Here is a 24,404-nt window from a genome sequence, read left to right as displayed (position 1 = left end):
CAGATGAGGAAAGGATTGGTCGGGAAATGGAAAAAGAGCTGAACTTCAGGCCCACGCTCCAGGTGCTCAGCCAGGCGCAGGTGTTGAAACTGCACGCAGCCACCGCCATGATCCTGTCGCGCACCGGGGTCAAGGTCACCCATCCCATGGCCAGGAAGATCTTTGCCGACAGCGGCGCCCAGGTGGACGGGAACCGGGTCCGGATTCCCCGCGACATGCTCGACGCGGCCATTGTCAACGCACCGTCACGCGTCGTTTTGGGGGACCGCAGTGCAGCGCCGGCCGTGATTCTGGAACATGACCGGTCCTGGTTCGGTGCTACCCTCGATGACGTTTACTACCTGGATCCGCAGTCCGGCCAGCGTCGCCAGCTGACCCTTGACGATTGTCGCAAAATCGTCATGCTTTCCGACAGCCTGCCCAACTATACCTGGGGCATGACCTTCGGGGCCATGGCCGATGTCCCATCCTCAGTCGCCGACCGCTATGCGGCCCGGCAGGCTCTGGTCTATTCTCAAAAACCCGTGGTTGTTTCCAGCAACACGGTCGACAATTTGCGGGACATCTATGAAATGGCGCGGGTGTTTGTCAGCGATGCAACGGACTTTGCCGCGGCACCGCCGATGGCATCGTTTGTCACCACCATTTCCCCCCTGGTGTTGCCGGACCATGTGGTCGACCAGATGCTGTTTTGCGCCGAGCACCATATCCCGCAGGTGGTGTACAACGGCATCCAGACCGGCAGCACGGCACCCATGAGTTTTGCCGGGGCGGTGGCCCAGGGCAATGCGGAAGCCCTTGCCTGCCTGGTTCTCATCCAGCTGGCCAAAACAGGAAGTCCCGTGGTCATGGGCTCCCTTTCCACCATTATGGACATGCGTAGCAGCATTTTCTCTTTCGGAGCGCCCGAGATGAACCTGATGGTTGCCGCGCAGTGCCAGATCGCCCGCCACTACCAGATTCCGTTTTACGGTACGGCCGGCTGCTCGGATTCCAAACTGCCGGATGCGCAGGCGGCAGTCGAAGCGGTCTTCTCCTGTTTTTCCTCGGCCCTCAGCGGTGCCAACCTGGTCCATGACGCCGGTCTTTTGGAATATGCCACCATGGCTTCACCCGAGCACATGGTGCTGGTCAACGAAGTGTTGCACATGGTCGGTCAGTACATGCAAGGGCTGGATGTGAGCGAGGCGGCCCTGGCATTGGATGTCATCGATGAAGTGGGGCCGGGAGACAATTATCTGATGCTCGAGCATACCATGCAGCACTTCCGTGAGGTCTGGTATTCTCAGCTTTTCGACCGCAGTGGATACGATAACTGGCTGGAAACAGGGGCCCGGGACCTGGGTTCCCGGGTGCGCGAGCGAACGTTGGCCTTGATGGCCCAGCAGCCCGCCGCGCCGGTGGACGACCGGATTATGCAGGCAATAGATGAAATGAGCCGGCATTGGACATAAGAGCCTGTCTGAGGCTAACCGCGTGAATCCTTAACCGTCAACAAGGGAGGTCGACGAAAATGACCGCTGAAATGGATCAAAAAGTCCGTGATACCGGCATGCGGCTGTACGACATTGCCGGCAGGTCCAAACCGTCCCTGTTCAAGAAGGACTATTGGACCGGCAAGGTCATGGCCTGGTCAATGAAAAACGAGGCCTTCAAACAGGAGATGTTTCGTTTCGTGGATGTCTTCCCCTATTTGAACGCACCCGAGGCGGTGGCCCGGCACATCCAGGAGTACTTTTGCAGGCCGGAGCAGGATTTTCCCAAAAGCATGCGCTGGGGGCTGTCCAAAGTAAAACCGGATTCGCTGGCCGCCAAAATGGCCGCCAAAAGTATCGGGAACAACATCAATTCCATGGGGCGGCAATTTATCACTGGTGAGACCATCGAAACGGCCGCCCAGGTGATGCGCAAAGGGCGTGAAAAGGAAGGGGTGGCCTGGACGGTGAAAATTCTTAAAGAGGCGGTCACTTCCAGGCGGGAGGAGGAGGACTTTCTGGCGCAGCAGCTTGATCTGATGAACCGTTACCATGAGATCGCCAGCACATGGCCCGCCCTGGGCACCGGGGAAATTGGCGGTCTGGACTGGGGCGTTACCCCCCAGGTGAACATCTCCATTATGGCCTCCTGCCTTTACTCCCAGTATCTTACCAAGCGCTGCGCCATGGACTATGCCATCGACCGGGCCATGGAGCGGTTGCGTCCGATCTACCGCAAGGCCCTGGACCTGAACGCCTACGTGATGATGGACATGGAGCATCTGCCGGCGCGCCGGTTTACCCTGGAGTTGTTCAAGCGCATCAATGATGAGCCCGCGTTTCGTGACTGGCCCCACAAGGGGATCGCTTACCAGGCCTACATGAAGGATGCCGATCGCCTGCTGGCCGACCTGCTGGCATGGGCGCGCAAAAGCGGGCAGGATTTCGGCATCCGGCTGGTCAAGGGGGCCTTCTGGGACGAGGAGGTCGTCATGGCCAATTTGTACAATACGCCGATTCCCGTGTACACCCGTAAAGCCGCCACCGATGCCAGCTACGAGCGCTGCGCCCGTACGATTTTAGACAACCACGACTATGTCCAGCTCAAATGCGCATCGCACAACATTCGCACCGTGGCCTTTGTGATCGAATGCGCCAGAGCGCTTGGCGTGCCCGAGGATCGACTGGAATTCCAGATGCTCAACGGCATGGCCGAGAACCTGCGCGAAGCCTGGAAAACGCACAACCTGCGCCTGCGACTCTACTCACCGGTCGGCGAGATCGTGCCTGGCATGGCCTACCTGGTGCGGCGTCTGCTGGAGAACACCTCCAGCGAATCCTTCCTGAGGCAAAGTTTTGTCAACGGTATGGACCGGGAGGCGATGCTGACCGATCCGGCGCGCTTGGCCCGGGAAAACGAGGATTCAGCCGCTGATCGGCCGGCCGTCACCAACGCCGGTGATCCGGCGCCCTTTTCCAATGCGCCGCCCGTCACCTGGGATGTTCCCACCCATGCGCAATTTGCCGTGGCCCTGGAAGAAGCCCGGGAATCGTTTCCGCGGCGGGTCCGCCCGGTCATCGACGGAACGGTTGTTGACGGGGACACGACCGGTCGATCCACCGACCCCAATGCCCCGGACCGCGTTGTCGCCGATGTGGTCCAGGCGGACGAAAACGCCGTGATGCGGGCGGTCGCAGCCGCTAAAAAGACATTTCCCGGGTGGTCGGCCACCCCGGCCGCAAAGCGCGCCGATTGCCTTTTCAAGGCGGCCGCCGTGGTTCGCAAGCGGCGTCACCCCCTGGCCGCATTGCTGGTTTATGAAGGTGGCAAGAACTGGACCGAGGCCCAGGCCGACATCTGCGAAAGCGTGGATTTTTTAGAATTCTACGGTCGTGAAATGCTTCGCCTGGACGCCCCGCGCATGGCATCGGACCTGCCCGGCGAGACCAGCCGGCTGTGTTATACCCCCCGCGGTGTTGGGGCCGTGATTGCACCGTGGAATTTTCCCCTGCCCATTTCCATCGGCATGACGTCGGCGGCCCTTGTTACCGGCAATACCGTGGTCTACAAGCCGGCTTCCCAGACGCCGGCCATCGGACAGGCGGTTTACGAGATTTTCGCCGAGGCCGGCCTGCCCGCGGGGGTGCTCAATTTCATTCCCGGGCCCGGCGACACCATCGGCGACCCGCTGGTCGCTCACCCGGACGTGGCCTTTACCGTATTTACCGGCAGCCGGGACGTCGGGCTGCACATCATCGAGCGCTCGGGGCGTACACCGGAAGGCGCTGCACTGGTAAAATCGGTCATCGCCGAGATGGGCGGTAAGAATGCCGTTATCATCGACAGTGACGCCGACATCGACGCCGCCATCTGGCCGGTGGTCAATTCCGCTTTCAGTTACATGGGCCAGAAATGCTCGGCCGCGTCACGGCTGATCGTTCTGGTCGACAACTACGATCGGTTTGTGGAGAAATTCAAAAATGCTGTGGAAACGATGGTCTTCGGTCCTGGTGACGACTCGCGCAGCGATATGGGCGCCGTGATCGATGCCGCGGCCAAAGCCAAGATCGAGGCCTATATCGATCTGGGCAAGACCGAAGGCACCCTGCTGACCCAAGGCGGGGCGGGCAAGGGGCCCGGACATTTTGTGCCGCCAACTGTATTTACCGATATTTCTCCCCGCAGCCGGCTGGCCCAGGAGGAGATCTTCGGGCCGGTGGTGTGCATTTTCAAGGTGGAGACTTTCAGCCAGGCCCTGGCCATTGCCAACGACACGCCCTATGCCCTGACCGGCGGGCTTTTCTCCCGCAGCCCGGCCAATATTGCGCGTGCCTGCCGCGAATTCATGGTCGGCAGCCTTTACATCAACCGGGGGACCACCGGGGCCATGATGAAACGGCACCCGTTTGGCGGCTTTAAAATGTCCGGCGTGGGATCCAAAGCCATGGGCGAGGATTATCTGCCCCAGTTCATGTTCACCCGCACCATCGTGGAAAACACCTTCAGAAGCGGATTTGCACCGATGACCGAGGCGTCAGACGATGCTTCGAAACGGTCCTGTTAACCCGTTATTCGCATATAGGTGAGCGACATGGATTTCAATGCTCCAGAGATTGTCAAGGTGCTGGAAACGCAGCGCCGCTTTCATCAGGAACAGCTGCGCCTGATCGACATCGCCCTGGCCGCCATTGCCGCCGCGGGCGGGGCGGGAGCCAAGAAACCGGCCATGGCTCCGGCCAAAATCGGCAATGTCAAAAAGCACCACATCCAGTGGACCCGGGAGATCGGCCGCCTTCTGGACGATTACGACGAGTTTACCTTCATGGACATCCAAAGTGATCTGGCCGAAAAGCGGGATATTGCCGCCGCCATGACCATCCAGGGGCAGAACGTCATCCACAACACCCTCAACCGATACGAAAAAAAAGGGCGCATCCAGAAGCTCAGCCCTGGTGTTTACCGTGTGATCAAGGAGTCGCTGCCCATCGGATAGCAAAAAATGGCCAATTTTTCTGATTCTGGATGATAATAAGTCAGGCTTGGAGGCGTGACGTTTCATACAAGGGGAGGATGTCTTATGGTTAAAATCACCGATATTCACAATGCCCTCATCGCCATCGACTCCCATCGTCTTCAAACGCTGATTCAATCGGCTATTGAGGGCGGGATACCGGCCCGTGAGATTTTGAAGCAGGGGTTGATCGCCGCCATGGACGTGGTTGGGGAACGGATGGAAAATGGCGAGATGTTCATCCCCGAAGTCCTCATGTGCGCCAAGGCCATGGAGTCGGGCATCAACATCCTGAAACCTTATCTGACGGCCGAAGAGACGGAATCCAAGGGACGCATCGTGATCGGTACGGTCAAGGGGGACCTGCATGACATCGGAAAAAATCTCGTGGCCATGATGCTCAAAGGCGGCGGTTACGAGGTGATCAATCTGGGTGTCGACGTTACGCCGGAGACATTCGCGGACGCGGTGCGGACGCACAATCCCCACGTCCTCGCCCTGTCCGCCCTGTTGACCACCACCATGCCCATGATGCGGGAAACCATTGCGGCGGTTGAAAACAGCGGACTGCGCGATCGGGTGGCCATTATCGTCGGCGGGGCACCGGTCAACCGGGCGTTTGCCGAGCAGATCGGGGCCGACGGCTATGCCGCCGATGCCGGCGGGGCCCTGAAACTGCTCAAGCAGCACATGAAACAGATCGCCGCGTAAGTGTTATCTCCCAGGTTTGCAACGCTGGGGGTTATTGGGCAGTTTGGAACAGTGATTTGTTGATGGCCTTTTCATACGCCGCCTGCCGGGAGATTTTCTCTTCCTGCACCAGTTGCATCAGATGCTGATCCATGGTTTGCATGCCCGACTTGGTTCCAGTCTGAATCAATGATTCGATCTGGGTAATTTTACCCTCACGGATCATGCTGGCCAGGGCCGACGAACCAATGAGAATTTCGTTGGCCGCGCAGCGTCCGTTGCCGTCCATGGTTTTGACCAATTGCTGGGCGATGACCGCCCTCAAGGATTCGGAGAGCATCGCCCTGGCCTGGGATTGCTGATTGGATGGAAAGGCATTGATGATCCGATCGATGGTTTTGGCCGCACTGTTGGTGTGCAGGGTGCCAAAGATCAAAATACCCAGTTCGGCGCAGGTCAGCGCCAGCGATATGGTTTCCAGATCCCGCATTTCTCCGACCAGGATGATATCCGGGTCCTCCCGACCGGCCACTTTCAATGCATCGGCAAAGCTGTTGGCATGGGTGCCGATTTCACGCTGGGTGAAAATGCACTTTTTATTGGGGTGAACGAACTCCAATGGATCTTCAATGGTAATAATGTGGGCCTTGCGGGTCTCGTTGATGTGGTTGATCATGGCCGCCAGGGTGGTGGATTTGCCGCTGCCGGTGGGACCGGTGACCAACACAAGGCCCTTGTTGTAGTCGGCAATGGTCCGAACCGCATCGGGCAGGTTCAATTGCTCGAGGGTCAGTATCGTCGTGGGAATGATTCGAAATACCGCTCCGATGCCGCGTTGCTGAAAAAAAATGTTGCATCGAAACCGACCCACGCCGTCAAGCTCGTAGGCCATGTCGAAATCCAGGTTGTTATCGATGGCCTGCTGTTGCTCTTCGGTGAGAATCTCATAAAGAATCTGACGGTTATCTTTAGCCGTGATGACCGGAAAATCCAGTGGCCTGAGTTCGCCGCCCTTACGAATCATCGGCGGGAAGCCGATGGCCAGATGCAGATCGCTGGCGCCTTCGTCTTTCATTTGCTTAAAATAGGTGTCGATGGTTGCCATGGTATCTCTTCTCGAGGTTGATTGCCGGCTGCCCAAACCCTATGCCGGTTGCTAGTGCTATCAAGCGCTTGGTTTAGTCTGTTTCCTTGTCGGCCTTATCCACAAAGGCCTGGAACCGCTTGGGATCATTGGCATGTCGCTGGGCACTGCGGGCATTGATCTTCTTTTCCTGGAGCAATTGCAAAATGGCGTCATCCATGATCTGCATCCCCACATTTTTGGCGGTCTGCATCATGGATGGAATCTGATACGTTTTTCCATCCCGGATCAGGTTGGCCATGGGCAAGGTCCCGACGAGCACCTCCACGGCCATTTGCATGCCTTCGTTGTCAGCACCGGGGATAAGGCGCTGGGTGATTACCGCCCGGAGCGATTCACTGAGCATGGCGCGAATTTGATTCTGCTCTTCAGGAGGAAAGGCGTCGATGATGCGGTCAACGGTTTTGGGCCCGCTGGATGTGGCCAGGGTACCGATCACCAAATGGCCGGTTTCCGCGGCTGAAATGGCCAGGGACATGGTTTCCAGGTCGCGCAGTTCACCGATCATGATCACATCGGGGTCTTCCCGCAGGGCGGCTTTGAGGGCATTTGCATACGACCATGTGTCTTTTCCCAGTTGCCTTTGATTGACAATGCCCTTTTTAATGGGATGAACAAACTCAATGGGGTCTTCCACCGTTAGAATGTGGTGGGCGCGATGGGTGTTGAGATAATCGATCATCGCCGCCAGCGTGGTGGATTTTCCCTGGCCCGTGGCACCGGTTACCAATATCAATCCCTGGTGATTGTCCAGCATCGTTTTTGCCACCGGCGGCAGCCCAAGGCTTTCCAGGTCGGGAATATCTGGGGGAATACGACGAAAGACCGCGCTAAACCCACGGTTATGCCGCATGGCACTTCCCCGAAAGCGGCCCACCTGTTCACGGTCGATGGCAAAGTCAAGTTGATGCCCGGTCAGCAACTGATCCTGTTGATCTTTTGTCAGAACCTCGAGAATCAGCTGCCGGGTTTGGTCCATGGTCAGCGGCGTACTTTTCATCTTCACCAGCTGTCCGTACCGGCGGACGATAAACGGTTCACCCGGGCACACATGAATATCAGATGCATTGACGTTGACAGCGGCCTGAAACACTTTATCTAAAAATGCCATTTACCCTCCATCCATACCGATTCGTTGATCCGTTACGCCGGTCAGGCGGGGGTTACCGTCGCCGCAGGCACGATGATGACGATTTTGCTTTTCTGCACATTGAGAAAATCAGCTTTAAAAAGCAACTGGTTATTGGTGTCGTGAACCACGGCATGGGTGACGGCGATAAAAGAATGGGCCCCGACGATGTAATCGGTCAAGCGGTTGTCGGCATACATGGCAATTTCACCGGCGATCATGAACTGGTCGGTGTAAATGTGAACCGCTGTTCTGTCTTGATGATCGGTTGTCATCAAACGCTCCCCGTAGCTAAAGTTAAAATCAGACGAATCCGTCTGAAATGCGACTTCTTACGCGTTCATCGAATCTATTGCTGGAAAAAATCGATGATCAACATTTTCAAGGTTTCACCATCGGCACTTACCGGCCTTAGCTTTATTTTTTGGCTTAAAAAAGCCCCTGAAACCCATTGCCTGTAGATCGGTCGCGACGTGAGAGCCTGTTTGAGAATATTAACGGGTGACGGACGGTCCTGGCGTGCCGGTCATGACGCTGCGGATGCACTCGAGTGCTTTGTCATAATCGTAGGCATCGATGTGGGATTCCACCTCGGCCCTCACCGCCGCCGGCAGGTGAGGCCGGGCCACGGCAAAACGCGGTGCAATGGCCTCGGGGTCCGCCAGCTGAAGCGCCCTGGCCAGTCGGTCCAGCGCTTGCGATCGCTGGGCCGGATCGGCCGCCGGCATTTCGGAAACGGGTTCCGGCGCAGCGGGGGTGAGGGTTTTGATGCCGCCGCGCACCTCGGCCAGCCGCCGGATGGTCTGCCGGGTCAGAACGGAAATGTTGGTTTGATCACAGGCGGCCGGATCGGTCAGGGCTTTCTCGAGTTTCCGGGCACTGCTTGACAGGGTTGTGGCCCCGATGTTGGCCGCGCTGCCCTTGATGCTGTGGGCCAGATGGCTCAGGGACGCGTATTCCTTTTTCGCCAGCAGGGTTTCCAATGTGGCGGCAGTGTCGGCGTTGTGGGCGGCAAAGCCGACCAGGATTTTCAGAAACGTCGCAGGGTCCATTCTCAGCGCCGCCACGGTTTCGCGGACGTGAATGCCCGGAAGGCGGTCAGGCAACACATCGACACCGGTTTCAACACCGGTCGATCTGGGCGCTGATACCGACCTGGAACGGGGAAGACGCTTGATGTTACGCCAGAGTGCGTGAAACAGACGATCCTGATTGATGGGCTTGGAGACGTACCCATCCATTCCCGCCGCCAGACACTTTTCCTCGTCGCCCTTCATGGCGTGGGCGGTCATGGCGATAATGGGAATCTGCTGAACTGACGGGGTGCTGCGGATGATGCGGGTGGCTTCGAAACCGTCCATTTCCGGCATTTGAATATCCATCAGGATCGCATCGAATTTCCCTTTAGCGACGGTAACCGCAGCAACCGCCTCACGGCCATTGGTCGCGGTGGCTACCTGGATGCCGGCCGTTTGCAGGACCGCCGTTGCGATTTCCCGGTTGGTGGGATTGTCTTCCACCAGCAGGACACGGCAGCCAAGCAGGCGATCCCGGTAAATGGATTTTCGGGTCGTGAAACGGCTGCGCGCGATTTCGCTTTTCACGGCCGTTTCGCCAAACGCGTTCATCACCGCATTGAACAGCTCGGACGGGTAGATCGGTTTGGCCAGAAATCCATTGATGCCCGTTTTTTCGGCTTCTTCGCGAATACCGGCTTCCTCGAAAGCGGTCATCAGCAGGATAACGGTGTCGCGCTTCAGGTCGCGGCGGATACGGCGGGCGGCATCCAACCCGTCCATGCCGGGCATTTTCCAATCCATCAGGATCAGGTCGACGGATGATTTTCCGGCCGTGTCGGTCTGAAGCAGTTGCAGGGCCTTTTCGGCCGAGTCAACGGTTTTGACCGGGAAGCCAAAGCTGTCCAGCATCCGTTTCATAATCATCAGATTGTCCTTGCAGTCATCCACCACCAGTACGCGAATTTTTCCCAGTGACGACGGTGTTGCGAAGGTGGGTGCTGCCGTGCCTGCAAATGGCTCGAAGCAGACTTTAAAACTGAAGGTACTGCCTTTGCCCAGGGTGCTTTCGGCCCAGATCGTCCCGCCCATCAGACTCACCAGCTGTTTGCAGATGGCAAGCCCCAGGCCTGTGCCTTCGTATTTCCGGGTCGTTGAACTGTCCGCCTGGCTGAACGGTTTAAACAGCCGCGGTAACTGCTCCGGCGCGATACCGATGCCGGTATCCTTGACGGAGAATTTGAGAGATACGGTTGGCGCGGTTGTCTCCGTCAGGCTGATGCGTATCAGGATCACCCCGCCCTTATCGGTGAATTTGACGGCGTTGCTGACCAGGTTGGTCAGAATCTGCTGCAGGCGCAGGGAATCTCCGATCAGCACGCCAGGGATTTGTGGGTCGATATCCGCCAGTAATTCGATACCCTTTTCAGCCACTTTGGAATGAAAGGCATCCACCACCCGATCGAGGATCTCGTCCAGCATAAACGGACGTGCTTCCAGCTCCAGTTTTTTCGCCTCAATTTTTGAGAAATCCAGGATGTCGTTGATGATACCCAGCAGGGAATAGGCCGAGGTGTGAATGATTTCGAGATAGCGCACGGCCTTGCCGGGCAATTTTTCGGCCAGCGCCAGTTCGGCCGCAGCGATCACACCGTTCATGGGGGTGCGAATTTCATGGCTCATGGTTGCCAGAAAGCTGCCTTTGGCCAGATTGGCGGCCACGGCTTCTTCTTTGGCCTTGCGCAAGGCCGCTTGATCGGCATTGTGGTAGTAGTCGCTGAATTGGTTGATGGAATGTTCCAGACACCTGTTGAGGGTCCCCAAGGCGGTGATCAGCGCATCGCCCTTCAAGGCACCAACAAGCAGCGGCGTCAGAATCGTTCGATAGATTTCGAATGCCCGCTGCACCTCCGACAGGGAAAATCCCCCGGCCAACCGCATCTTACAAATTTTTTCGATGAATGTATCGAGTTTGGTATAATTTCCGTGGACGATGGCGTCAAAATTCGCTTCACAGGCCTTAGCGGTGGACGTCAGCAATTCCTCCAATGGCCGATCGGCGTAGTGGCCGCCGACTTCCGTCTGGATGCGCTGCGCCCATTCTTGATGCAGCTGTTTTGACTGGCGCTGTAAGAGTTTAATGAGATTCATGGTGGTTCATTGGTGCCTGACCGCAATGATTGATGAATCCGTGTTTATAAAATATGTTCGCAAATGGGAGGGGGGCTGTCAATAATCATCGCCGTTGATCTTGATCGATTCGTCCTGCCTTTAGTCGACAATGCTTTTTTTGCAGGCCACGATGACATTGGGAACGGTCGGGAAAGAATTCGCTCCGTTTTTTACCTGCCGGCGGGCTCAGGGATATAGATGGTGGTTCATGATGTCAATGGCGTGCAGGTTTTTTCATCCGATAGTGGGACACGATCCACTCCCTGCCACCGTCATGATCCCATACTTCGCTGCAGGCCATGAAAAAGATTCTCCAGCGTTGAAACCACAGGCTGGCCTGATCGCTGCCGTAGGCATCAGCCAATAACGGTAGGATGGTTTTACGGTTGTGGTCCATATTCGCCAGCCAGGCCTCGGCGGTCCTGTGGTAGTGAATGCCGGAGATGCGCCAGTGCTCTTCCACGTTCAAGTCTTTTCGAAACCGGAAGATCAGGTCATCAGCAGGCATGATCCCGCCGGTGAAAAAGTGCCGGCCCATCCAGTTGTCGCCGCCGTTGGTCTCAAACGGATAGGCAAACCGGCTATGGGAAAAGATGTGGATGAACACCCGTCCGTCGTCTTTCAGCCATCCGCCGATCCGGTGTAGCAGTACCTCCCAGTTGCGCATGTGTTCGAACATCTCCACCGAAACGACCCGGTCGAAGCGCTGATCCGTGGAGAAACAATTCATGTCGGCCGTGATTATTTGCACGTTATCGATTCCCTGTTCGCGGCATCGGGTCTCGATAAAGCGTCGCTGTGAGGCGGAATTGGAAACGGCAACGATGCGGCTTCCGGGAAAATGAACCGCCATCCACAAGGTCAGCGATCCCCAGCCACAGCCCAGTTCCAGAATCTGCATGCCGTCGCCAAGTTTCGCGTGCCGGGCGGTCAGGGCCAGCATGTCGGCTTCGGCGCGGTTCAAGTCGTCCACACCGGGCAGCCACAGGGCGCAGGAGTATTTCAGGTGCGTGCCCAGCACCTGCTTGAAAAAGGCCGCTGGCAGTTCGTAGTGCTGGTCGTTGGCCTTGTCCGGGCGGATGGCCACCGGGCTGTGGCGCATTTTGTTGGCAAAGTGTTTAATGGATGCAATACGCTCCGCGCCGTGGCGCACGGCTTCACCACGGAGCCGCAAGCGGTTCAGCCGGCGAATGCCGAGACGGATCAATGGGTCGGGAAGCCAGGCCCGGTCCGCCATGCTCATGAGAAGTTTCATGGGGCCTTCCTTTTGTCTTTCGGTGGACGGGGGAAGAATACGCTGGTTCGCTGAATGTACGCCTGATAGTCAGGGCGCCTTTGTTTCAGAGCCGCTTCGGTGAGGGGCACACCGGTCATTTTGAGCAGAACCAGGGAGACGATGACCGGGCACACCATCGTCCACCAGCCGCTTGGTGTGGCCAGAGCCACCAGAAAAAATCCCCACCAGATCAAAAATTCACCGAAGTAGTTGGGATGGCGGCTCAAGGCCCACAGGCCCTGGTCCATGACCCGGCCCTGGTTGGCCGGATCAGCCTTGAACCGGGCCAGCTGAAAATCGCCCACCGCTTCGAAAAAAAAGCCTACCGCCCACACGGCCACGCCCAAGATGTCCAGCAGGGTGAGCCGGTCCGGCAGCGGGGACAATAGCGCTTTCTGCAGCACCAGGGAGATGGTCCACAGGAATATTGCCTGCAGCCAGAAGACCTTGAGAAGGCTCACCCACCAGAAAGAATCGCCGCTTTTATTACGCCAGGCCCCATAGCGATGATCTTCGGGCCGGCCCCAGTTTCGCCAGGTAAGATATATGGCCAGGCGCAATCCCCAGACGGCGGTCATTCCCATCACGAGAAAATTCCGCGCTGCGTATCCGTCCGAGCGCCACCCCGTAATCAGGGTGATGAGTACAAAGCCCAGTCCCCAGAGACTGTCCACAATATTGACGTTTTTTCGAACCACGCTGATCCCCCAGCCCGTGGCCATCATGATCGATACGGCGACCAGGCCGGTTAAAGAAATGGCGATGGAATCCGTCATGGAAACGCTCCTGCTCTGAATGGTTACGGATAAGCGGGCGTGAGCGGATCATCAACCCGCTTTCCTGCGCGTTTTTGTTCGATGGCCCGTCGGATGCGGCCATGCACGGCACCGCTGATCGGGTAGAATACCACGATGGCGATGGCCGCCAGGTTACACACCGATGGCACCAGGGCGTAGAGCACCCGCAGGGTCAGGCGGACCGTCTCGGTCTGCTCTGCATTGGGGGTGTAGCCGGTGGCGCCGAGGGCGGCCAGGCCGATCCCCACCCCTACGGCGGCGGACATCTTTTTGGCGATGGACCAGAGGCCGATGTACTGGCCTTCGCGCCGCCGGCCGGAATGGTACTCGTCGTAGTCGATCACGTCCGCCTGGATGGCCGAGGGCAGAGCCAGGGTGGCCCCGAATCCAATGCCGGAGGCCACGACCAGGACCCCGTATGCCAGCTCGTCTCCCGGCCCCAGGAAAAATACGCCGACGAACGCACCGGTGTTGACCAGCATGGCGGCGATCCAAGCTTCTTTTTTGCCCAAACGGCCGGACAGGCGAACCCAGATGGGCAGACAGAGGATGCCGGTGACAAAGTAAAGCAGCAGAAACACATCCGCCCGGCTGGATCCGATGACATACTGGACGTAGTACAGGATCAGCGTCGCCGGCAGGTTGTTGCCGATGGCGCCGATTGTGTAAGCGGCCAGAAGGATCATGAAGGGCCGGTTGGCAAATACCGTCCGATAGTCCCGAAAGGCATCCGCAGTGGAAGCGGACTTGTCCGATGTCTTCTCGCCGATGGCCTTGACGCACACGGCGCACAGAACCACCACCAATGGCGCGTAAATGGCCGATATCCAGAAAAACAGGGTGCGCTGCCCGGCCGCATCCGGTCCGGTACTGAAAATTGCTTCCACCAGGGCAGGGGAGGCGGCGGCTACCAGCGTACCGGCGATGAGGAAACCGTCCCGCCAGGCAAAAAGGGTTGTCCGGGTGTCATAATCGAAAGTAATTTCCGGCCCCAGGGCCTCGTAGGGAACCGTTACCAGGGTCCAGAAAAAGAACAGCAGGTAGATCCATACGCCGAACCACACGGTCGCCAGTGGAATCGACGCCGTGGGTGGGTTGAACAGAAAGAGCAGTGCAGTGGCCAGAAGGCCGGCGCCGACAAGAATGTAGGGCCGGCGGCGGCCAAATCGGGATTGACTGCGGTCGGACAGGATGCCGACAACGGGATCGGTCACGGCATCGAAAATCCGCACGCCAAACAGCAGCCCGCCGACCAGGGCAATGTCCACGCCGACCACATCCGTGTAGAACTTGGGGATATACACATAGACCGGTATGCCGATCACGGCCAGGCCAAATGCCGGCAAACTGTAGGCCCAACGGGTTTTTGCGGTCAATTCTGCCATGGGATAACTTCCTTCTCGGCATGATACGTGTGGTTCAAAAATGTTGTTAGTGATAATATTGTATTCACGGGCGTTGAATGCAATGCCATTGGATTGGGTGGCCATTGATAGGTTGAACCCGTCGATATGAAGTGGTAGAGTTAACTGCAATACGCTTGACGCCATATCTTACTCAAACAAATTGACCGTTTACTGAACCCCCCGGGGATTGCCGTCGTCCAGACCATTACCATCCCCGATCAACGCTACCACCAGTACCGCAAGACCCATGACTGGATTCAAAAACACATTTTCCCAGGGGGCCTGTTGCCCTTGTTGACCATTCTCACCCAGACCATGACCCGCCACTCCCGGCTGATGATCGATCATGCACAGAACATCGGCAACCATTACGCGACCACCCTGGCGTGCTGGCAGAAAAACGTTCAGGCCAACCAGGAACAGATCACGCAACTGGGTTTCGACCGGACCTTCCAGCGTAAATGGGCTTATTACCTGGGCAGCTGTGAGGCCGCGTTCAGGGCGCGGGTGCTGGGGAATCTGCAGCTGGTATTGACCCGCGAGGGCAATGATGCCATGAAAACCGGATCATCCGAATAGAAAGGAATAACGATGAAAATGGACGCCATCAACATTTTGGCCGTATACACCATCACCGCTGTAGTGTTTTTACTCATCGATCTTTTCTGGCTGGGGATCGTCGCCAAGGGGTTTTACGCCCGGCACCTGGGCCATCTGCTGCGTGAGCAGGTCAATTGGCCGGCGGCCGTCGTCTTTTACCTGGTCTACATCGCCGGCATCCAGGTATTTGTGGTCGGCCCCGCCCTGCTGGGCGACTGGCGGATGGGCCATGCCGCACTGCTTGGGGGGATGCTGGGCTTTTTCGCCTATTGCACCTTCGATCTGACCTGCATGGCGCTGTTCAACGCCTGGCCCCTGGTCGTCACCATCGTGGATATCGTCTGGGGCACCCTGCTCACCGCCGCGACGGCGGCAACAGCGCTATTCGTTGCCCGGACGATGCTGAAAACGGTGGGGATGACCTGATTCCTTGGCCAATGGCGTTTAAGTCAACCTTTAGGCATGGCGTCAACAACTTCCATCAATGCCCCTTCGATTGCTTGCCTGATTTCTTGCTGAAGCTCGGGGATATCCTTGAGCTTTTTTAAGATAACCGGTATGAAATCCCAGTCATAGGCGATTGCCTCAGGATGGGGCGTGCCTTGATTTTTGACTTTTTCCTGAAATTCGCTTTCCAGGTACAGCAACCGATAATAGCCTTTTTCGGCCTTTAATCCGGCTTTTCCCGGTGGCCGTTTTTTCGGGGAGCGGACGTCGATGGCCTGATTGAAAACCGCCGCGATCAGGGTGAACAGCCGATCCTGCTGCGTGAGGGTTAACTCGTCCTGCTCCAGCCTTTCCAGCAGATGCATGTCGTTCACGGTTATCCTTTCAACATATTGCCTTGGACCCGCAGAAACGATATAAGGATCATTGATCATTAACCTGAATTCACTTGATCGGAACAGGAGATATACCGTGCCCAAAGCCAGTAACCTTCAAAAAGGGAATATCATCAATATTGACAACCATCCATATCAGGTCAAGCAGATTGATGTCCACACCCCGTCGGCCCGCGGGGCCAATACACTATACAAGGTTCGCTACGCCTCACTGATCACCGGACAGAAATTGGACCAAACCTACAAAGGCAACGATACCCTGGAAGAGATGGAGGTGGACAAGCGCCGGGTCAGCTTCCTTTACCAGGATCAGAACCTGTATACCTTCATGGACAGTGAAAATTACGAGCAGTACACCTTGTCCGAAGAGACGCTTGAAGGCCAGACCCAGTGGCTGGTGGATGGCCTGGAGGGCATCACCGTGCTGCTCAGGGACGGTCACCCCTTAAGCATCGAGCTGCCCCAAACCATCGACCTGGAAATCGTGGATACAGCCCCGGCAATTAAAGGGGCGACGGCCACCAACCGGAACAAGCCGGCAGAGCTCTCCAACGGGGTATCCGTGCTGGTGCCTGAATATATGACCGCTGGTGAAATCATCCGCGTAAACACGGAGACAGGACAATACATGTCTCGGGTAAAAGGTTGATACACCAGACAGCCGTCGACGCTTGCAAACTGTGCGGTTAGCCGTTAGGATCAAAAAAGGAAAGCCGGATGCCGGATTATCGATTGGCCTATGCGGTAACAGATCTTGAGGATAACCAGTTGCTGCCGGCCGGGACCCGTCTCACCCGCCAGGTCATGGAAGACCTTGCCAGTCGTGATTCAGGGACCATCAAGACCTGCCGGTTACTGGATTTTCCCCAGGTTCAGGATGACCTTTTCAATTATCTTTGCGTGCCCCCTTACGATGTGATTACCGATCATGGCGGCCGGTATGCCATTTTGACAGATATTGCCGGAGATGTTCACGTGCCCGAAACCGTCATGGATTCTTTTTCCCGTTTTCGTGAGAAGGACGTCTATACCTATTCGCTGACAACGACAGCGCTTCCTGAATACGGGAACCCATCATTTCCCGGGGAATCAAGTAGTGCATTGATATCGGACGGTTGAGAACGTCGTCTTACATTTTGCGTAGCAGCAGGGAAACAAACGTACCGCTGGACGCACAACCATTGATCAAGCCATAACAAACGTCCATTTTACGGGCTTTGGACGTTACGACATCCAATGTAAGGATGGATGATGCCAATCCCAGGGTAGGGGGAACCCTCCCGTCATGCATGGCCAAGGCCAGGGCGGCCGAACGGATGCCGCCGGAGGCGAAATTTTCACCCAGGGCGCCTTTGATGGCAGTCACCACCGGTCGTGAGGGTTGCCCGACTTGCCCGAAAATATGGTCCAGGGCCCGGGCTTCCAGGCGGTCGGAGCGAACCCCGCCGCTGGCCGCGGCAAAGACCGCATCGATCTCGGCCGGTGAGACCGCTGCCATGGTCATGGCCTTTTGCATGGCCAGGATCATTCCGGCCGGATCATCGGGCCAGTCATTGACCGGCGCCGGAGCGCTGGCCATGCCCCACCCGGCAATTTCGCCATAGATTCTCGCACCCCGCTCAAGGGCCGAGTCCAGGGATTCCAGACACAATAACGCGGCGCCCTCGCCGATCACCGGACCATTGCGATTCCGATCGAATGGCCTTGCCATTTCCTCGCCTCCCCCTTGGGGGGATAATGCCCGGAAGCGCTCCAGCACAGTGATGAAAAAGGGCGAGATGGTGTCCCCACCACCGGCCAGGATGACATCGGCGCGGCCCAAGCGGATCTGCATGGCGGCATAGGCCAGGGCTGTTTCCGCCGATGCTTCCCGGTGGTTGACCGTGCTGTTGATCCCTTTCAGGCCCAGTTCAATGGCGGCGTGGCCGGCCGGCGCGTTCATCACCGTGTTGGGTACCAGGATGGGGTTGACCCGCCGGGGCCCCTCGGTAAACAGCGTGCCTGCGAATTGGGTGGCCACATCCGTGGCGCCATAGGCCGTACCCATGACAATACCGATGCGAGTGCGGTCCACTGCCGTCAGGTCCACGCCGGCGTCTTCGACGGCCATTCGGGCAGCGGCGGTCACCATCTGGGACAGACGGTCCATGCGTCTGAACGTTCCTGGTGAAATGAAGTCCATGGGGCTGAAGTCGCGCACTTCACCGCCCAGGTGACAGCCCAGCGATGCGGTATCAAAGCGTTCAATGGGACTGATGCCACACTCGCCGGCAACCAGGTTTTGGGCAACTGTTTTACGGCCGATCCCAAGGGGCGTGACCAGTCCCATGCCGGTAATGACGACGCGCTTCATCATCGGTCTTCCTCCGTTTCCACGTACCGGCCAACGACCAGACAGGTGTTGTTACCGCCAAAGGCAAAAGAGTTGGAAAGAACACGGTTGAGGGTTGCATCCCTTGCGCCATCAGGCACGACATCCAGATCACAGGTTTCATCGGGATGGTCGTGGTGGATGGTGGGGGGAATAAATCCTTTTTCGATGGCCAGGACGCTGGTGACGGCTTCGATGGCACCGGCAGCACCCAGTGTATGACCGATCATGGATTTGGTGGAACTGACCGGGATGTGCGTTGCGTGCTCGCCGAATACCGTATGGATGGCCTGGATTTCCATCCGGTCATTGGCCGGCGTGGCGGTGCCGTGGGCGTTGATATAGTCCACTTGGGCCGGAGATATGCCGGCATCGGCCAGGGCGGCGTGCATGGCGCTGGCCCCGCCGCCGCCGGTGGCGTCGGGTGCGGTCATGTGATTGGCATCGCAGCTGATCCCGCAGCCGAGGACCTCGGCGTAAATCCTGGCCTTGCGCCGGCGCGCGTGGGTCAGGGATTCGAGGATCAGAATGCCCGCGCCTTCACCCAGGGTCATGCCCTGGCGATCACGATCGAACGGCTTGCAATAGTCGGGATCCACAGCCTGAAGGGCGTTGAAGGCCGCGTAGGTAATCTGGCACAGGGGCTCGGTGCCACCGCAGATCATCATTTTTGCCTCACCCTGACGGATCAGGTCCAAGGCGTAGCCAATGGCCGTCGCACCGGAGGAACAGGCGGTCATGAAGGTGGTTTTGGGCCCCATGAGCTTAAAATGGGTGGCAATATGATCTGCCGACGAGGCGCAGGAAAACGCGGCAAACGGGGCAACCGGCAACCGGTCGGCACCCGATTCCAGATAACGGGCAAAAATCGGTTCACACTCCAGCATGCCGCCGGCTCCCCCGCCCATGACCACGCCGGTGTGGGCGGCAAGATCATCCAGCATTGGCACAAGGCCCGCATCGGACAATGCCTCCAGCGTTGCCACCACGGCCATGCTGTCCGATCGCGACATGCGTTTCAGGGAGGCGCTTCGGGGAAGCGTTTTCCCTGGATCGAAGCCCCTTACCTGGCCGCCGGTATGACTGCGATATCCGCTGGTATCAAAAAGCGTTACCGGGCCAATACCACAAATGCCGGTCCGTAACGCCTTATAAAATTCCGGTATATTGCCAGCAATGGCATTGACGGTTCCCCGTCCGGTGACAACCACACGTTCGATTTTCATAGGCCTCGCTTTTGGAAGACGCAGTGATGCTTTTGTTCTACCGCTGCAGTTCTGATGTAAATCTAGGCATAAGAGATGTTTGCGCCAAAGTCAAGATTCGGTGGGCCGGGGCCATGGCAACCGCATTTGGCACAGATCATAGAATGGTCGTCTGCAACCCGCCCTTCTGCCTTCAGCCTAAACCGCTATCCACCTTATCCATAGTTTGCTGTTGACAATACGCTTAACCCTGTTTTTACAATAATATATTGAAAATAATAGTTTTCCAAGAAAGTGACAGATGGAGGTGAAATGGAAAGAAGGAAAACACCCGATCGGCGTAAGATTCATACCTTTTTTTCCGATGAACGTAGAACCGGGCCGTTTGACCGGCGAAACGCCGATGCCAGGCATCGGGAAAGAGTAGAAGAGATGAAAAAGATAAAGGAAATACGAGATTACAAAGAAAAAGACGCCAGCCATGTCATACCGGTCGCTATACCTCCATCAAGACGCAAACAACTGGTTGCCGTGGGGCTGGTTCTGTTGCTACTTGCAATCGCTTTTTTCTTTATTTAATTCAGTGGTTTCTGGCAATGCGGGCAGATATGGCTGCTGCGTTGGGCAACGATGATGCGCATGATGGCTGTTTTGCAGCGGGGGCAGGCCATACCGGTGCGACGAAATACGTTCAACTGGTCTGCATTGCGTCCCGGGCGATTGTTGGTTGAGTAAAAATTACCCTTCCCCCTGCCTAAAGACGTTCCGAGGTTTTTTATCCCCTTTCGTAGGACATGGCGAATGGCACGGTGCAAGGATGCGGATTGCCTGGCACTGAGGGTGCTGCTGATGGATAGCGGGTGAATGCCTGCGGTCCAGAGTGCTTCATCGACATAGATATTGCCCAATCCGGCCAGAAAGTGTTGGTCCAGAAGCAGGGGTTTGATTTGTCGTCGACATGCCTGCAACATGGTAAACAGCTGCTTGCCGGTAAAACGTTTGGATAGTGGTTCCGGTCCCAGTTGACCCAAAATTGTTTGGGGGGTGTCAGTCAGCACAATGCGGCCAAATTTTCTTGTATCCTGAAAGCGCAGATCTGTCGTATTATCCAACTGCAAAATAACATGCTCGTGGGGATTGCGCTCGATTGTCGGATCGGATAGGTTAAGACGACCGGACATACGCAGGTGGATCAACATCGTCAGCCGGCAGGATAGATCCAACACGATATATTTTCCCCGCCGCGTGATCTGCCTAATTTTGGAGCCCTTGATCCTCAGACAAAACCGGCAGCTGTCCATTCCGGCAATTGTTTTGGGCCAGTACACCCGGGAATCGGTGATGGCGCGCCCAACAATATGAGCCTGGTTCAGGTGGTCGACAATGGTTTGTACTTCGGGCAGTTCAGGCATGAGGTCATCTCAGATTCTGCGGAAAGATCCAACTGGCATCTGTTCCAGCATCGTAGCATGATTTAACTGGTCTATGGGCCAGTGTTAAGTGTTAAGTTTAAAGTATTAAGCAAAGGTATCCTATCGATTCCTATTTAAAATTAGATCCGATCCACCAATTAACACTTTTACAAAACAACCTTGTCAGGAGCTTTTCGTCTCCAACTTGAGCTTTTTGGAGAACCACGAAAAATATGAAATAATACGACATCAAGTTTGAAAGGCCATAGCGCAATTTAACCTTTCTCACAAGTGATTAACAATGCGATACCAACCCCGCTAAGAGAGCCGGCCATGACCACAACCTATATTGATCTTTCTATTTCCATCGAGCCTGGTTTGCCCAGCGACCCTGAGATGATGATTCCCCGTGTCGACTATGTGGATCATTTGACAGGCGCCGACCAGATGAAGACCTTTTTCCCGGGACTGCAGACCGAACAGTTGCCGGACGGATTGGGATGGTCTTTGGAGTTCATGCACCTGACCACCCATTCAGGGACGCACCTGGATGCGCCATGGCATTATCATCCGACAATGAGTCAGGGCAAAAAAGCGTTGACCATCGATGAAATCCCCTTGGAATGGTGCTTCAGCGATGGGGTGGTGTTGGATTTCAGTTCCAAAGCCGACGGTGACGGTATCAGCGCCGAAGATGTTGATCAATGCTTAGACCAGATGGGCTATTGTCTCAAACCGCTGGATATCGTCTTGGTGCGAACCGGCGCCGATGCGTATTGGGGAACGGCCGAATATCTGGTCAAGGGGGCCGGCATGACCCGTGACTCAACCCTCTATCTGCTAGATCGGGGGGTTAACGTGGTGGGCATCGATGCCTGGTCGTGGGATCGTCCGTTGCCGTTTCTGGCCAAGGCCTTTCAAGACAGTGGTGATCCGTCGGTGGTCTGGGAAGCCCATTTTGCAGGAATTGAAAAAGGGTATTGCCACATGGAAAAGCTGACCAACCTAGACAAACTGCCCCGGCCGTTTGGATTCAAAGTGGCATGTTTCCCGGTAAAAATAAAAAATGCATCGGCCGGGTGGTGTCGACCGGTGGCCATTGTTGAAGAATAGGGCAGCCGCCATATTGCTTTTTTTGATACGGTTTGCACTTTGTATCTTGATTCTTTAGTATTTGATGATTATTTCTCCCCGCACACGAGCGAATCTTCACCGTTGAGAGAATATCTACTTCAAGTTGTGTCCCACTGCTGTACGGTTTTTGACAAATATTTGAAAAATATAGAAAATATGCTTTTCTCCAAGATATTGAACACCCGACGCGGGTTATATTTTGGATCATTTTAACCCCATAATTTTCTAGGATGGTTCAATGGATAAGAAAGATCTCGAATTTTTTAAGAATTTGTTGCAAAGCGAGCTGGACGTGTTGCTGGAAAAAGCGGATGTTGCCGTTGGTGAGTTGGTTGGTGAGTCATACAACAATGAAGCCGATCCGCTGGATCGGGCCACAGAGGAACGCTCGCGCAACGATCGGATTCGAATGCATGACAGAGAAAGCCGATTGATCGCTAAAATCAAGAAGGCCCTGGTCGCCATTGAAGAGGGGACCTACGGGATTTGTGAGGAATGCGAGGAGCCCATTGGTATCGCACGCTTGAAAGCCAGACCGGTCACCAACTACTGCATCAACTGCAAAACCAAGCAAGAGGCCCGCGAGCGGGTTGTCGGTGATTGACGATACCGCCGAATTTTGCAGCACTTGTGGGAATGCCAGGCAATGGTCGAACATTGGTTGACCCAATAAGAGGGGAACGGTTTAGATGGCCGATGACACAATTTCCTAATTGGCCGTGAGGATCACGACGCCTGAGCAGATGGCCCACCCATTTTCTTTTTAAACAGTTTGAACCATCCCATATGAAGAACCGACGTTGCAGACATGGCCTGTTTTTGCAAAAAAAAGATCGATAGATGGTGACATTATGCGGTTACCCTGCCGGAACGTCCAGGGTAACCGCATTTGGAATTTCTTTTCTATTTTTTCTGAATGCACGGATTTGCCCGCTGTTTTTGAGTCTGAAAAGGGCGGTTTAAGAAACCCAAGGTCAGCTTTCAGTAATCAGCCGTTAGGCCTGTTTTTTCTATCACGTGAGTCGGCATGGAATATTATAAATGCGGTTACCCTGCCAGGAAGCCAGCTTGAAATTGACAAATTGGTGCAGTTCTGACAATTTGCACCGATCTCAAAAAAGTTCCTGACATGATAACCCCCCTTATGATGATGAAGTGATATTAGGTGACATGACAACCATGACGTTTAACAGCCTTGTAACCCATCCGCGCCTGAAGCTGCTGTTGGCGCTTTCCCGGACCCCCCATCTCGTTATTGATCTTGCTACACCGGCGCTGGCCGCGCTGCTGTGCCTCGGCCACTTTCCTCCCCCTGTGGTTGTCGTTTTGGGAATGATTACCGTGTATGCTGGCTATACGGCTGTTTATGCACTTAACGATCTGGTCGATTACCGCACTGACCGGGAGAAAGTGCGCGTCGGCGGATACAGCGATGGAGAAGATTTTCTAGACGGGGTATTGGTGCGGCATCCACTGGCCAAAGGGGTGCTCACGCTGCCCGAGGGCATTTTATGGGCCGCTGGATGGGCCATGGTGGCCATGCTGGGCGCATGGCTGCTCAATCCGATCTGCCTTTATGTTTTTCTTGCCGGCGGCGCATTGGAGACAATTTACTGTCTGCTGTGGCGGGTGACACCGATGCGTGCTGTGATCAACGGGATCGTCAAATCCTTAGGGGCTGTGGCTGCGGTCTTTGCTGTCAATCCGCATCCGTCGGTATTGTTTTTGATCGTTTTGCTGGGTCTGATTTTCTTCTGGGAGATCGGCGGCCAGAATATTCCCAATGATTGGACCGATATCGAAGAAGACCGGCATTTCAAGGCCAAGACCATCCCCGTGAAGCTCGGGCTGGCGCGTGCGGCCCTGTTGTCCCAGGCCTGCCTGGTGGCGGCCTACCTGTTAACCTTCATGCTCATATGGATCTCCCCCATGTCCTTCGGCGCTGTTCATCTGCTGGCCGTGGCCGGCCTGGGCATCTGGTTGCTGTTGTTGCCGGCCCTGCGACTGGTCGAGCAGAACGACCGCCGTAATGCCATGGACCTGTTCAACAAGGCCAGCCACTTTCCGCTGAGCCTGCTGGCGGTGGTGCTGGTGAGGATGGTGATGGGGTAATTGAGAATGGATAATGGAAAATTGAGAATGGAGAATGGCTTTTAACCCAGACCCCCAAACGCCAAATCCCAAAACAGGGGTCAGGGCCGGGGGGAATTGATTCCTTTCCGC

General features: G+C 56.1%; 23 protein-coding genes. 12 read left to right on the top strand and 11 right to left on the bottom strand.

Going from position 1 to position 24,404, the window contains the following annotated elements; translation table 11 throughout:
- Positions 1-26 precede the first annotated feature (26 nt).
- The 4 genes from Dvar_RS39455 to Dvar_RS39440 all read left to right on the top strand — a co-directional run bounded on the left by Dvar_RS39455 (position 27) and on the right by Dvar_RS39440 (position 5,698).
- A complete protein-coding gene (locus Dvar_RS39455; RefSeq protein ID WP_419658944.1) occupies positions 27-1,454 on the top strand; it encodes a trimethylamine methyltransferase family protein in 1,428 nt (475 codons plus the stop codon).
- A 59-nt stretch (positions 1,455-1,513) separates the two neighbouring features.
- Positions 1,514-4,540 (top strand): proline dehydrogenase family protein, encoded by a 3,027-nt coding sequence (locus Dvar_RS39450; protein ID WP_419658943.1) that lies wholly within the window; start codon positions 1,514-1,516, stop codon positions 4,538-4,540.
- 27 nt (positions 4,541-4,567) lie between these two features.
- On the top strand, positions 4,568-4,969 hold the full coding sequence (locus tag Dvar_RS39445; protein ID WP_419658942.1) for a hypothetical protein: 402 nt from the start codon (positions 4,568-4,570) through the stop codon (positions 4,967-4,969).
- Positions 4,970-5,053: 84 nt separating this feature from the next.
- Positions 5,054-5,698 (top strand): cobalamin B12-binding domain-containing protein, encoded by a 645-nt coding sequence (locus Dvar_RS39440; RefSeq protein WP_419658941.1) that lies wholly within the window; start codon positions 5,054-5,056, stop codon positions 5,696-5,698.
- A 31-nt stretch (positions 5,699-5,729) separates the two neighbouring features.
- Here Dvar_RS39440 and Dvar_RS39435 read toward each other — a convergent pair whose 3' ends face one another.
- The 7 genes from Dvar_RS39435 to Dvar_RS39405 all read right to left on the bottom strand — a co-directional run bounded on the left by Dvar_RS39435 (position 5,730) and on the right by Dvar_RS39405 (position 14,596).
- Positions 5,730-6,782 carry a type IV pilus twitching motility protein PilT gene (locus Dvar_RS39435; protein WP_419658940.1) on the bottom strand — a complete coding sequence of 351 codons (1,053 nt, stop codon included), beginning with the start codon at positions 6,780-6,782 and terminating at the stop codon, positions 5,730-5,732.
- A 73-nt stretch (positions 6,783-6,855) separates the two neighbouring features.
- Entirely contained in the window at positions 6,856-7,932 is a 1,077-nt protein-coding gene (locus Dvar_RS39430; protein WP_419658939.1) for a type IV pilus twitching motility protein PilT, read from the bottom strand.
- 41 nt (positions 7,933-7,973) lie between these two features.
- On the bottom strand, positions 7,974-8,225 hold the full coding sequence (locus tag Dvar_RS39425) for a hypothetical protein (protein WP_419658938.1): 252 nt from the start codon (positions 8,223-8,225) through the stop codon (positions 7,974-7,976).
- Positions 8,226-8,444: 219 nt separating this feature from the next.
- Positions 8,445-11,117 carry a response regulator gene (locus tag Dvar_RS39420; RefSeq protein ID WP_419658937.1) on the bottom strand — a complete coding sequence of 891 codons (2,673 nt, stop codon included), beginning with the start codon at positions 11,115-11,117 and terminating at the stop codon, positions 8,445-8,447.
- Between the two features lie 235 nt (positions 11,118-11,352).
- Positions 11,353-12,393, bottom strand: coding sequence for an SAM-dependent methyltransferase (locus tag Dvar_RS39415; protein ID WP_419658936.1), 1,041 nt, complete (start codon positions 12,391-12,393; stop codon positions 11,353-11,355).
- A complete protein-coding gene (locus tag Dvar_RS39410) occupies positions 12,390-13,190 on the bottom strand; it encodes a DUF1295 domain-containing protein (protein ID WP_419658935.1) in 801 nt (266 codons plus the stop codon). Before Dvar_RS39410 ends, Dvar_RS39415 begins: the two co-directional genes overlap by 4 nt.
- A gap of 23 nt (positions 13,191-13,213) precedes the next feature.
- Positions 13,214-14,596 carry an MFS transporter gene (locus Dvar_RS39405; protein ID WP_419658934.1) on the bottom strand — a complete coding sequence of 461 codons (1,383 nt, stop codon included), beginning with the start codon at positions 14,594-14,596 and terminating at the stop codon, positions 13,214-13,216.
- Between the two features lie 165 nt (positions 14,597-14,761).
- On the opposite strand from Dvar_RS39405, the gene Dvar_RS39400 reads away from it, so the two are divergent.
- Both Dvar_RS39400 and Dvar_RS39395 read left to right on the top strand, forming a co-directional pair.
- Entirely contained in the window at positions 14,762-15,196 is a 435-nt protein-coding gene (locus Dvar_RS39400) for a class I SAM-dependent methyltransferase (RefSeq protein ID WP_419664228.1), read from the top strand.
- A gap of 12 nt (positions 15,197-15,208) precedes the next feature.
- Positions 15,209-15,643 carry a DUF2177 family protein gene (locus tag Dvar_RS39395; RefSeq protein ID WP_419658933.1) on the top strand — a complete coding sequence of 145 codons (435 nt, stop codon included), beginning with the start codon at positions 15,209-15,211 and terminating at the stop codon, positions 15,641-15,643.
- 23 nt (positions 15,644-15,666) lie between these two features.
- On the opposite strand, the gene Dvar_RS39390 is transcribed toward Dvar_RS39395, so the two are convergent.
- A complete protein-coding gene (locus tag Dvar_RS39390; protein WP_419658932.1) occupies positions 15,667-16,038 on the bottom strand; it encodes a hypothetical protein in 372 nt (123 codons plus the stop codon).
- Positions 16,039-16,135: 97 nt separating this feature from the next.
- On the opposite strand from Dvar_RS39390, the gene yeiP reads away from it, so the two are divergent.
- Positions 16,136-16,708: an elongation factor P-like protein YeiP gene (gene yeiP, locus Dvar_RS39385; protein ID WP_419658931.1), complete on the top strand. Its 573-nt coding sequence runs from the start codon at positions 16,136-16,138 to the stop codon at positions 16,706-16,708.
- Positions 16,709-16,776: 68 nt separating this feature from the next.
- Entirely contained in the window at positions 16,777-17,178 is a 402-nt protein-coding gene (locus tag Dvar_RS39380; protein WP_419658930.1) for a hypothetical protein, read from the top strand.
- 10 nt (positions 17,179-17,188) lie between these two features.
- Here Dvar_RS39380 and Dvar_RS39375 read toward each other — a convergent pair whose 3' ends face one another.
- Both Dvar_RS39375 and Dvar_RS39370 read right to left on the bottom strand, forming a co-directional pair.
- The gene (locus tag Dvar_RS39375) at positions 17,189-18,415 is read right to left on the bottom strand and encodes a beta-ketoacyl-[acyl-carrier-protein] synthase family protein (RefSeq protein ID WP_419658929.1); all 1,227 of its coding nucleotides are present in this window, start codon (positions 18,413-18,415) and stop codon (positions 17,189-17,191) included.
- Positions 18,412-19,656, bottom strand: a complete 1,245-nt coding sequence (locus Dvar_RS39370) for a beta-ketoacyl-[acyl-carrier-protein] synthase family protein (protein WP_419658928.1) — start codon at positions 19,654-19,656, stop codon at positions 18,412-18,414. Before Dvar_RS39370 ends, Dvar_RS39375 begins: the two co-directional genes overlap by 4 nt.
- 291 nt (positions 19,657-19,947) lie before the next feature.
- On the opposite strand from Dvar_RS39370, the gene Dvar_RS39365 reads away from it, so the two are divergent.
- Entirely contained in the window at positions 19,948-20,214 is a 267-nt protein-coding gene (locus Dvar_RS39365) for a hypothetical protein (RefSeq protein WP_419658927.1), read from the top strand.
- Here the strand turns inward: Dvar_RS39365 and mutM are convergent.
- On the bottom strand, positions 20,211-21,047 hold the full coding sequence (gene mutM, locus Dvar_RS39360) for a bifunctional DNA-formamidopyrimidine glycosylase/DNA-(apurinic or apyrimidinic site) lyase (protein WP_419658926.1): 837 nt from the start codon (positions 21,045-21,047) through the stop codon (positions 20,211-20,213). The two genes, Dvar_RS39365 and mutM, sit on opposite strands and share 4 nt — an antisense overlap.
- Positions 21,048-21,380: 333 nt before the next feature.
- Here mutM and Dvar_RS39355 point away from each other — a divergent pair, with 333 nt between their 5' ends.
- From Dvar_RS39355 to Dvar_RS39345, 3 genes are all read left to right on the top strand, one after another.
- Complete coding sequence (locus Dvar_RS39355) at positions 21,381-22,160, top strand: cyclase family protein (protein ID WP_419658925.1); 780 nt, start codon at positions 21,381-21,383, stop codon at positions 22,158-22,160.
- Positions 22,161-22,419: 259 nt separating this feature from the next.
- A complete protein-coding gene (dksA, locus tag Dvar_RS39350) occupies positions 22,420-22,785 on the top strand; it encodes an RNA polymerase-binding protein DksA (protein ID WP_419658924.1) in 366 nt (121 codons plus the stop codon).
- A gap of 575 nt (positions 22,786-23,360) precedes the next feature.
- Positions 23,361-24,293 carry a UbiA family prenyltransferase gene (locus Dvar_RS39345; RefSeq protein ID WP_419658923.1) on the top strand — a complete coding sequence of 311 codons (933 nt, stop codon included), beginning with the start codon at positions 23,361-23,363 and terminating at the stop codon, positions 24,291-24,293.
- The last annotated feature ends 111 nt before the right edge of the window (positions 24,294-24,404 follow it).

Source organism: Desulfosarcina variabilis str. Montpellier, assembly GCF_048565275.1.
GTDB lineage: Bacteria > Desulfobacterota > Desulfobacteria > Desulfobacterales > Desulfosarcinaceae > Desulfosarcina > Desulfosarcina variabilis.
This window is presented reverse-complemented; position numbering and strand designations above follow the sequence as displayed.

Excerpts from the sequence above, each read along its gene's own strand:
- Dvar_RS39430 (WP_419658939.1), bottom strand. The coding sequence starts at position 7,932 with ATGGCATTTTTAGATAAAGTGTTTCAGGCCGCTGTCAACGTCAATGCA.
- Dvar_RS39420 (WP_419658937.1), bottom strand. The coding sequence starts at position 11,117 with ATGAATCTCATTAAACTCTTACAGCGCCAGTCAAAACAGCTGCATCAA.
- dksA (WP_419658924.1), top strand. The coding sequence starts at position 22,420 with ATGGATAAGAAAGATCTCGAATTTTTTAAGAATTTGTTGCAAAGCGAG.
- Dvar_RS39425 (WP_419658938.1), bottom strand. The coding sequence starts at position 8,225 with ATGACAACCGATCATCAAGACAGAACAGCGGTTCACATTTACACCGAC.
- mutM (WP_419658926.1), bottom strand. The coding sequence starts at position 21,047 with ATGCCTGAACTGCCCGAAGTACAAACCATTGTCGACCACCTGAACCAG.
- Dvar_RS39455 (WP_419658944.1), top strand. The coding sequence starts at position 27 with ATGGAAAAAGAGCTGAACTTCAGGCCCACGCTCCAGGTGCTCAGCCAG.
- Dvar_RS39380 (WP_419658930.1), top strand. The coding sequence starts at position 16,777 with ATGCCGGATTATCGATTGGCCTATGCGGTAACAGATCTTGAGGATAAC.
- Dvar_RS39440 (WP_419658941.1), top strand. The coding sequence starts at position 5,054 with ATGGTTAAAATCACCGATATTCACAATGCCCTCATCGCCATCGACTCC.
- Dvar_RS39450 (WP_419658943.1), top strand. The coding sequence starts at position 1,514 with ATGACCGCTGAAATGGATCAAAAAGTCCGTGATACCGGCATGCGGCTG.
- Dvar_RS39370 (WP_419658928.1), bottom strand. The coding sequence starts at position 19,656 with ATGAAAATCGAACGTGTGGTTGTCACCGGACGGGGAACCGTCAATGCC.
- Dvar_RS39345 (WP_419658923.1), top strand. The coding sequence starts at position 23,361 with ATGACGTTTAACAGCCTTGTAACCCATCCGCGCCTGAAGCTGCTGTTG.
- Dvar_RS39410 (WP_419658935.1), bottom strand. The coding sequence starts at position 13,190 with ATGACGGATTCCATCGCCATTTCTTTAACCGGCCTGGTCGCCGTATCG.
- Dvar_RS39405 (WP_419658934.1), bottom strand. The coding sequence starts at position 14,596 with ATGGCAGAATTGACCGCAAAAACCCGTTGGGCCTACAGTTTGCCGGCA.
- Dvar_RS39445 (WP_419658942.1), top strand. The coding sequence starts at position 4,568 with ATGGATTTCAATGCTCCAGAGATTGTCAAGGTGCTGGAAACGCAGCGC.
- Dvar_RS39415 (WP_419658936.1), bottom strand. The coding sequence starts at position 12,393 with ATGAAACTTCTCATGAGCATGGCGGACCGGGCCTGGCTTCCCGACCCA.
- Dvar_RS39365 (WP_419658927.1), top strand. The coding sequence starts at position 19,948 with ATGGAAAGAAGGAAAACACCCGATCGGCGTAAGATTCATACCTTTTTT.
- Dvar_RS39395 (WP_419658933.1), top strand. The coding sequence starts at position 15,209 with ATGAAAATGGACGCCATCAACATTTTGGCCGTATACACCATCACCGCT.
- Dvar_RS39375 (WP_419658929.1), bottom strand. The coding sequence starts at position 18,415 with ATGATGAAGCGCGTCGTCATTACCGGCATGGGACTGGTCACGCCCCTT.
- Dvar_RS39355 (WP_419658925.1), top strand. The coding sequence starts at position 21,381 with ATGACCACAACCTATATTGATCTTTCTATTTCCATCGAGCCTGGTTTG.
- Dvar_RS39435 (WP_419658940.1), bottom strand. The coding sequence starts at position 6,782 with ATGGCAACCATCGACACCTATTTTAAGCAAATGAAAGACGAAGGCGCC.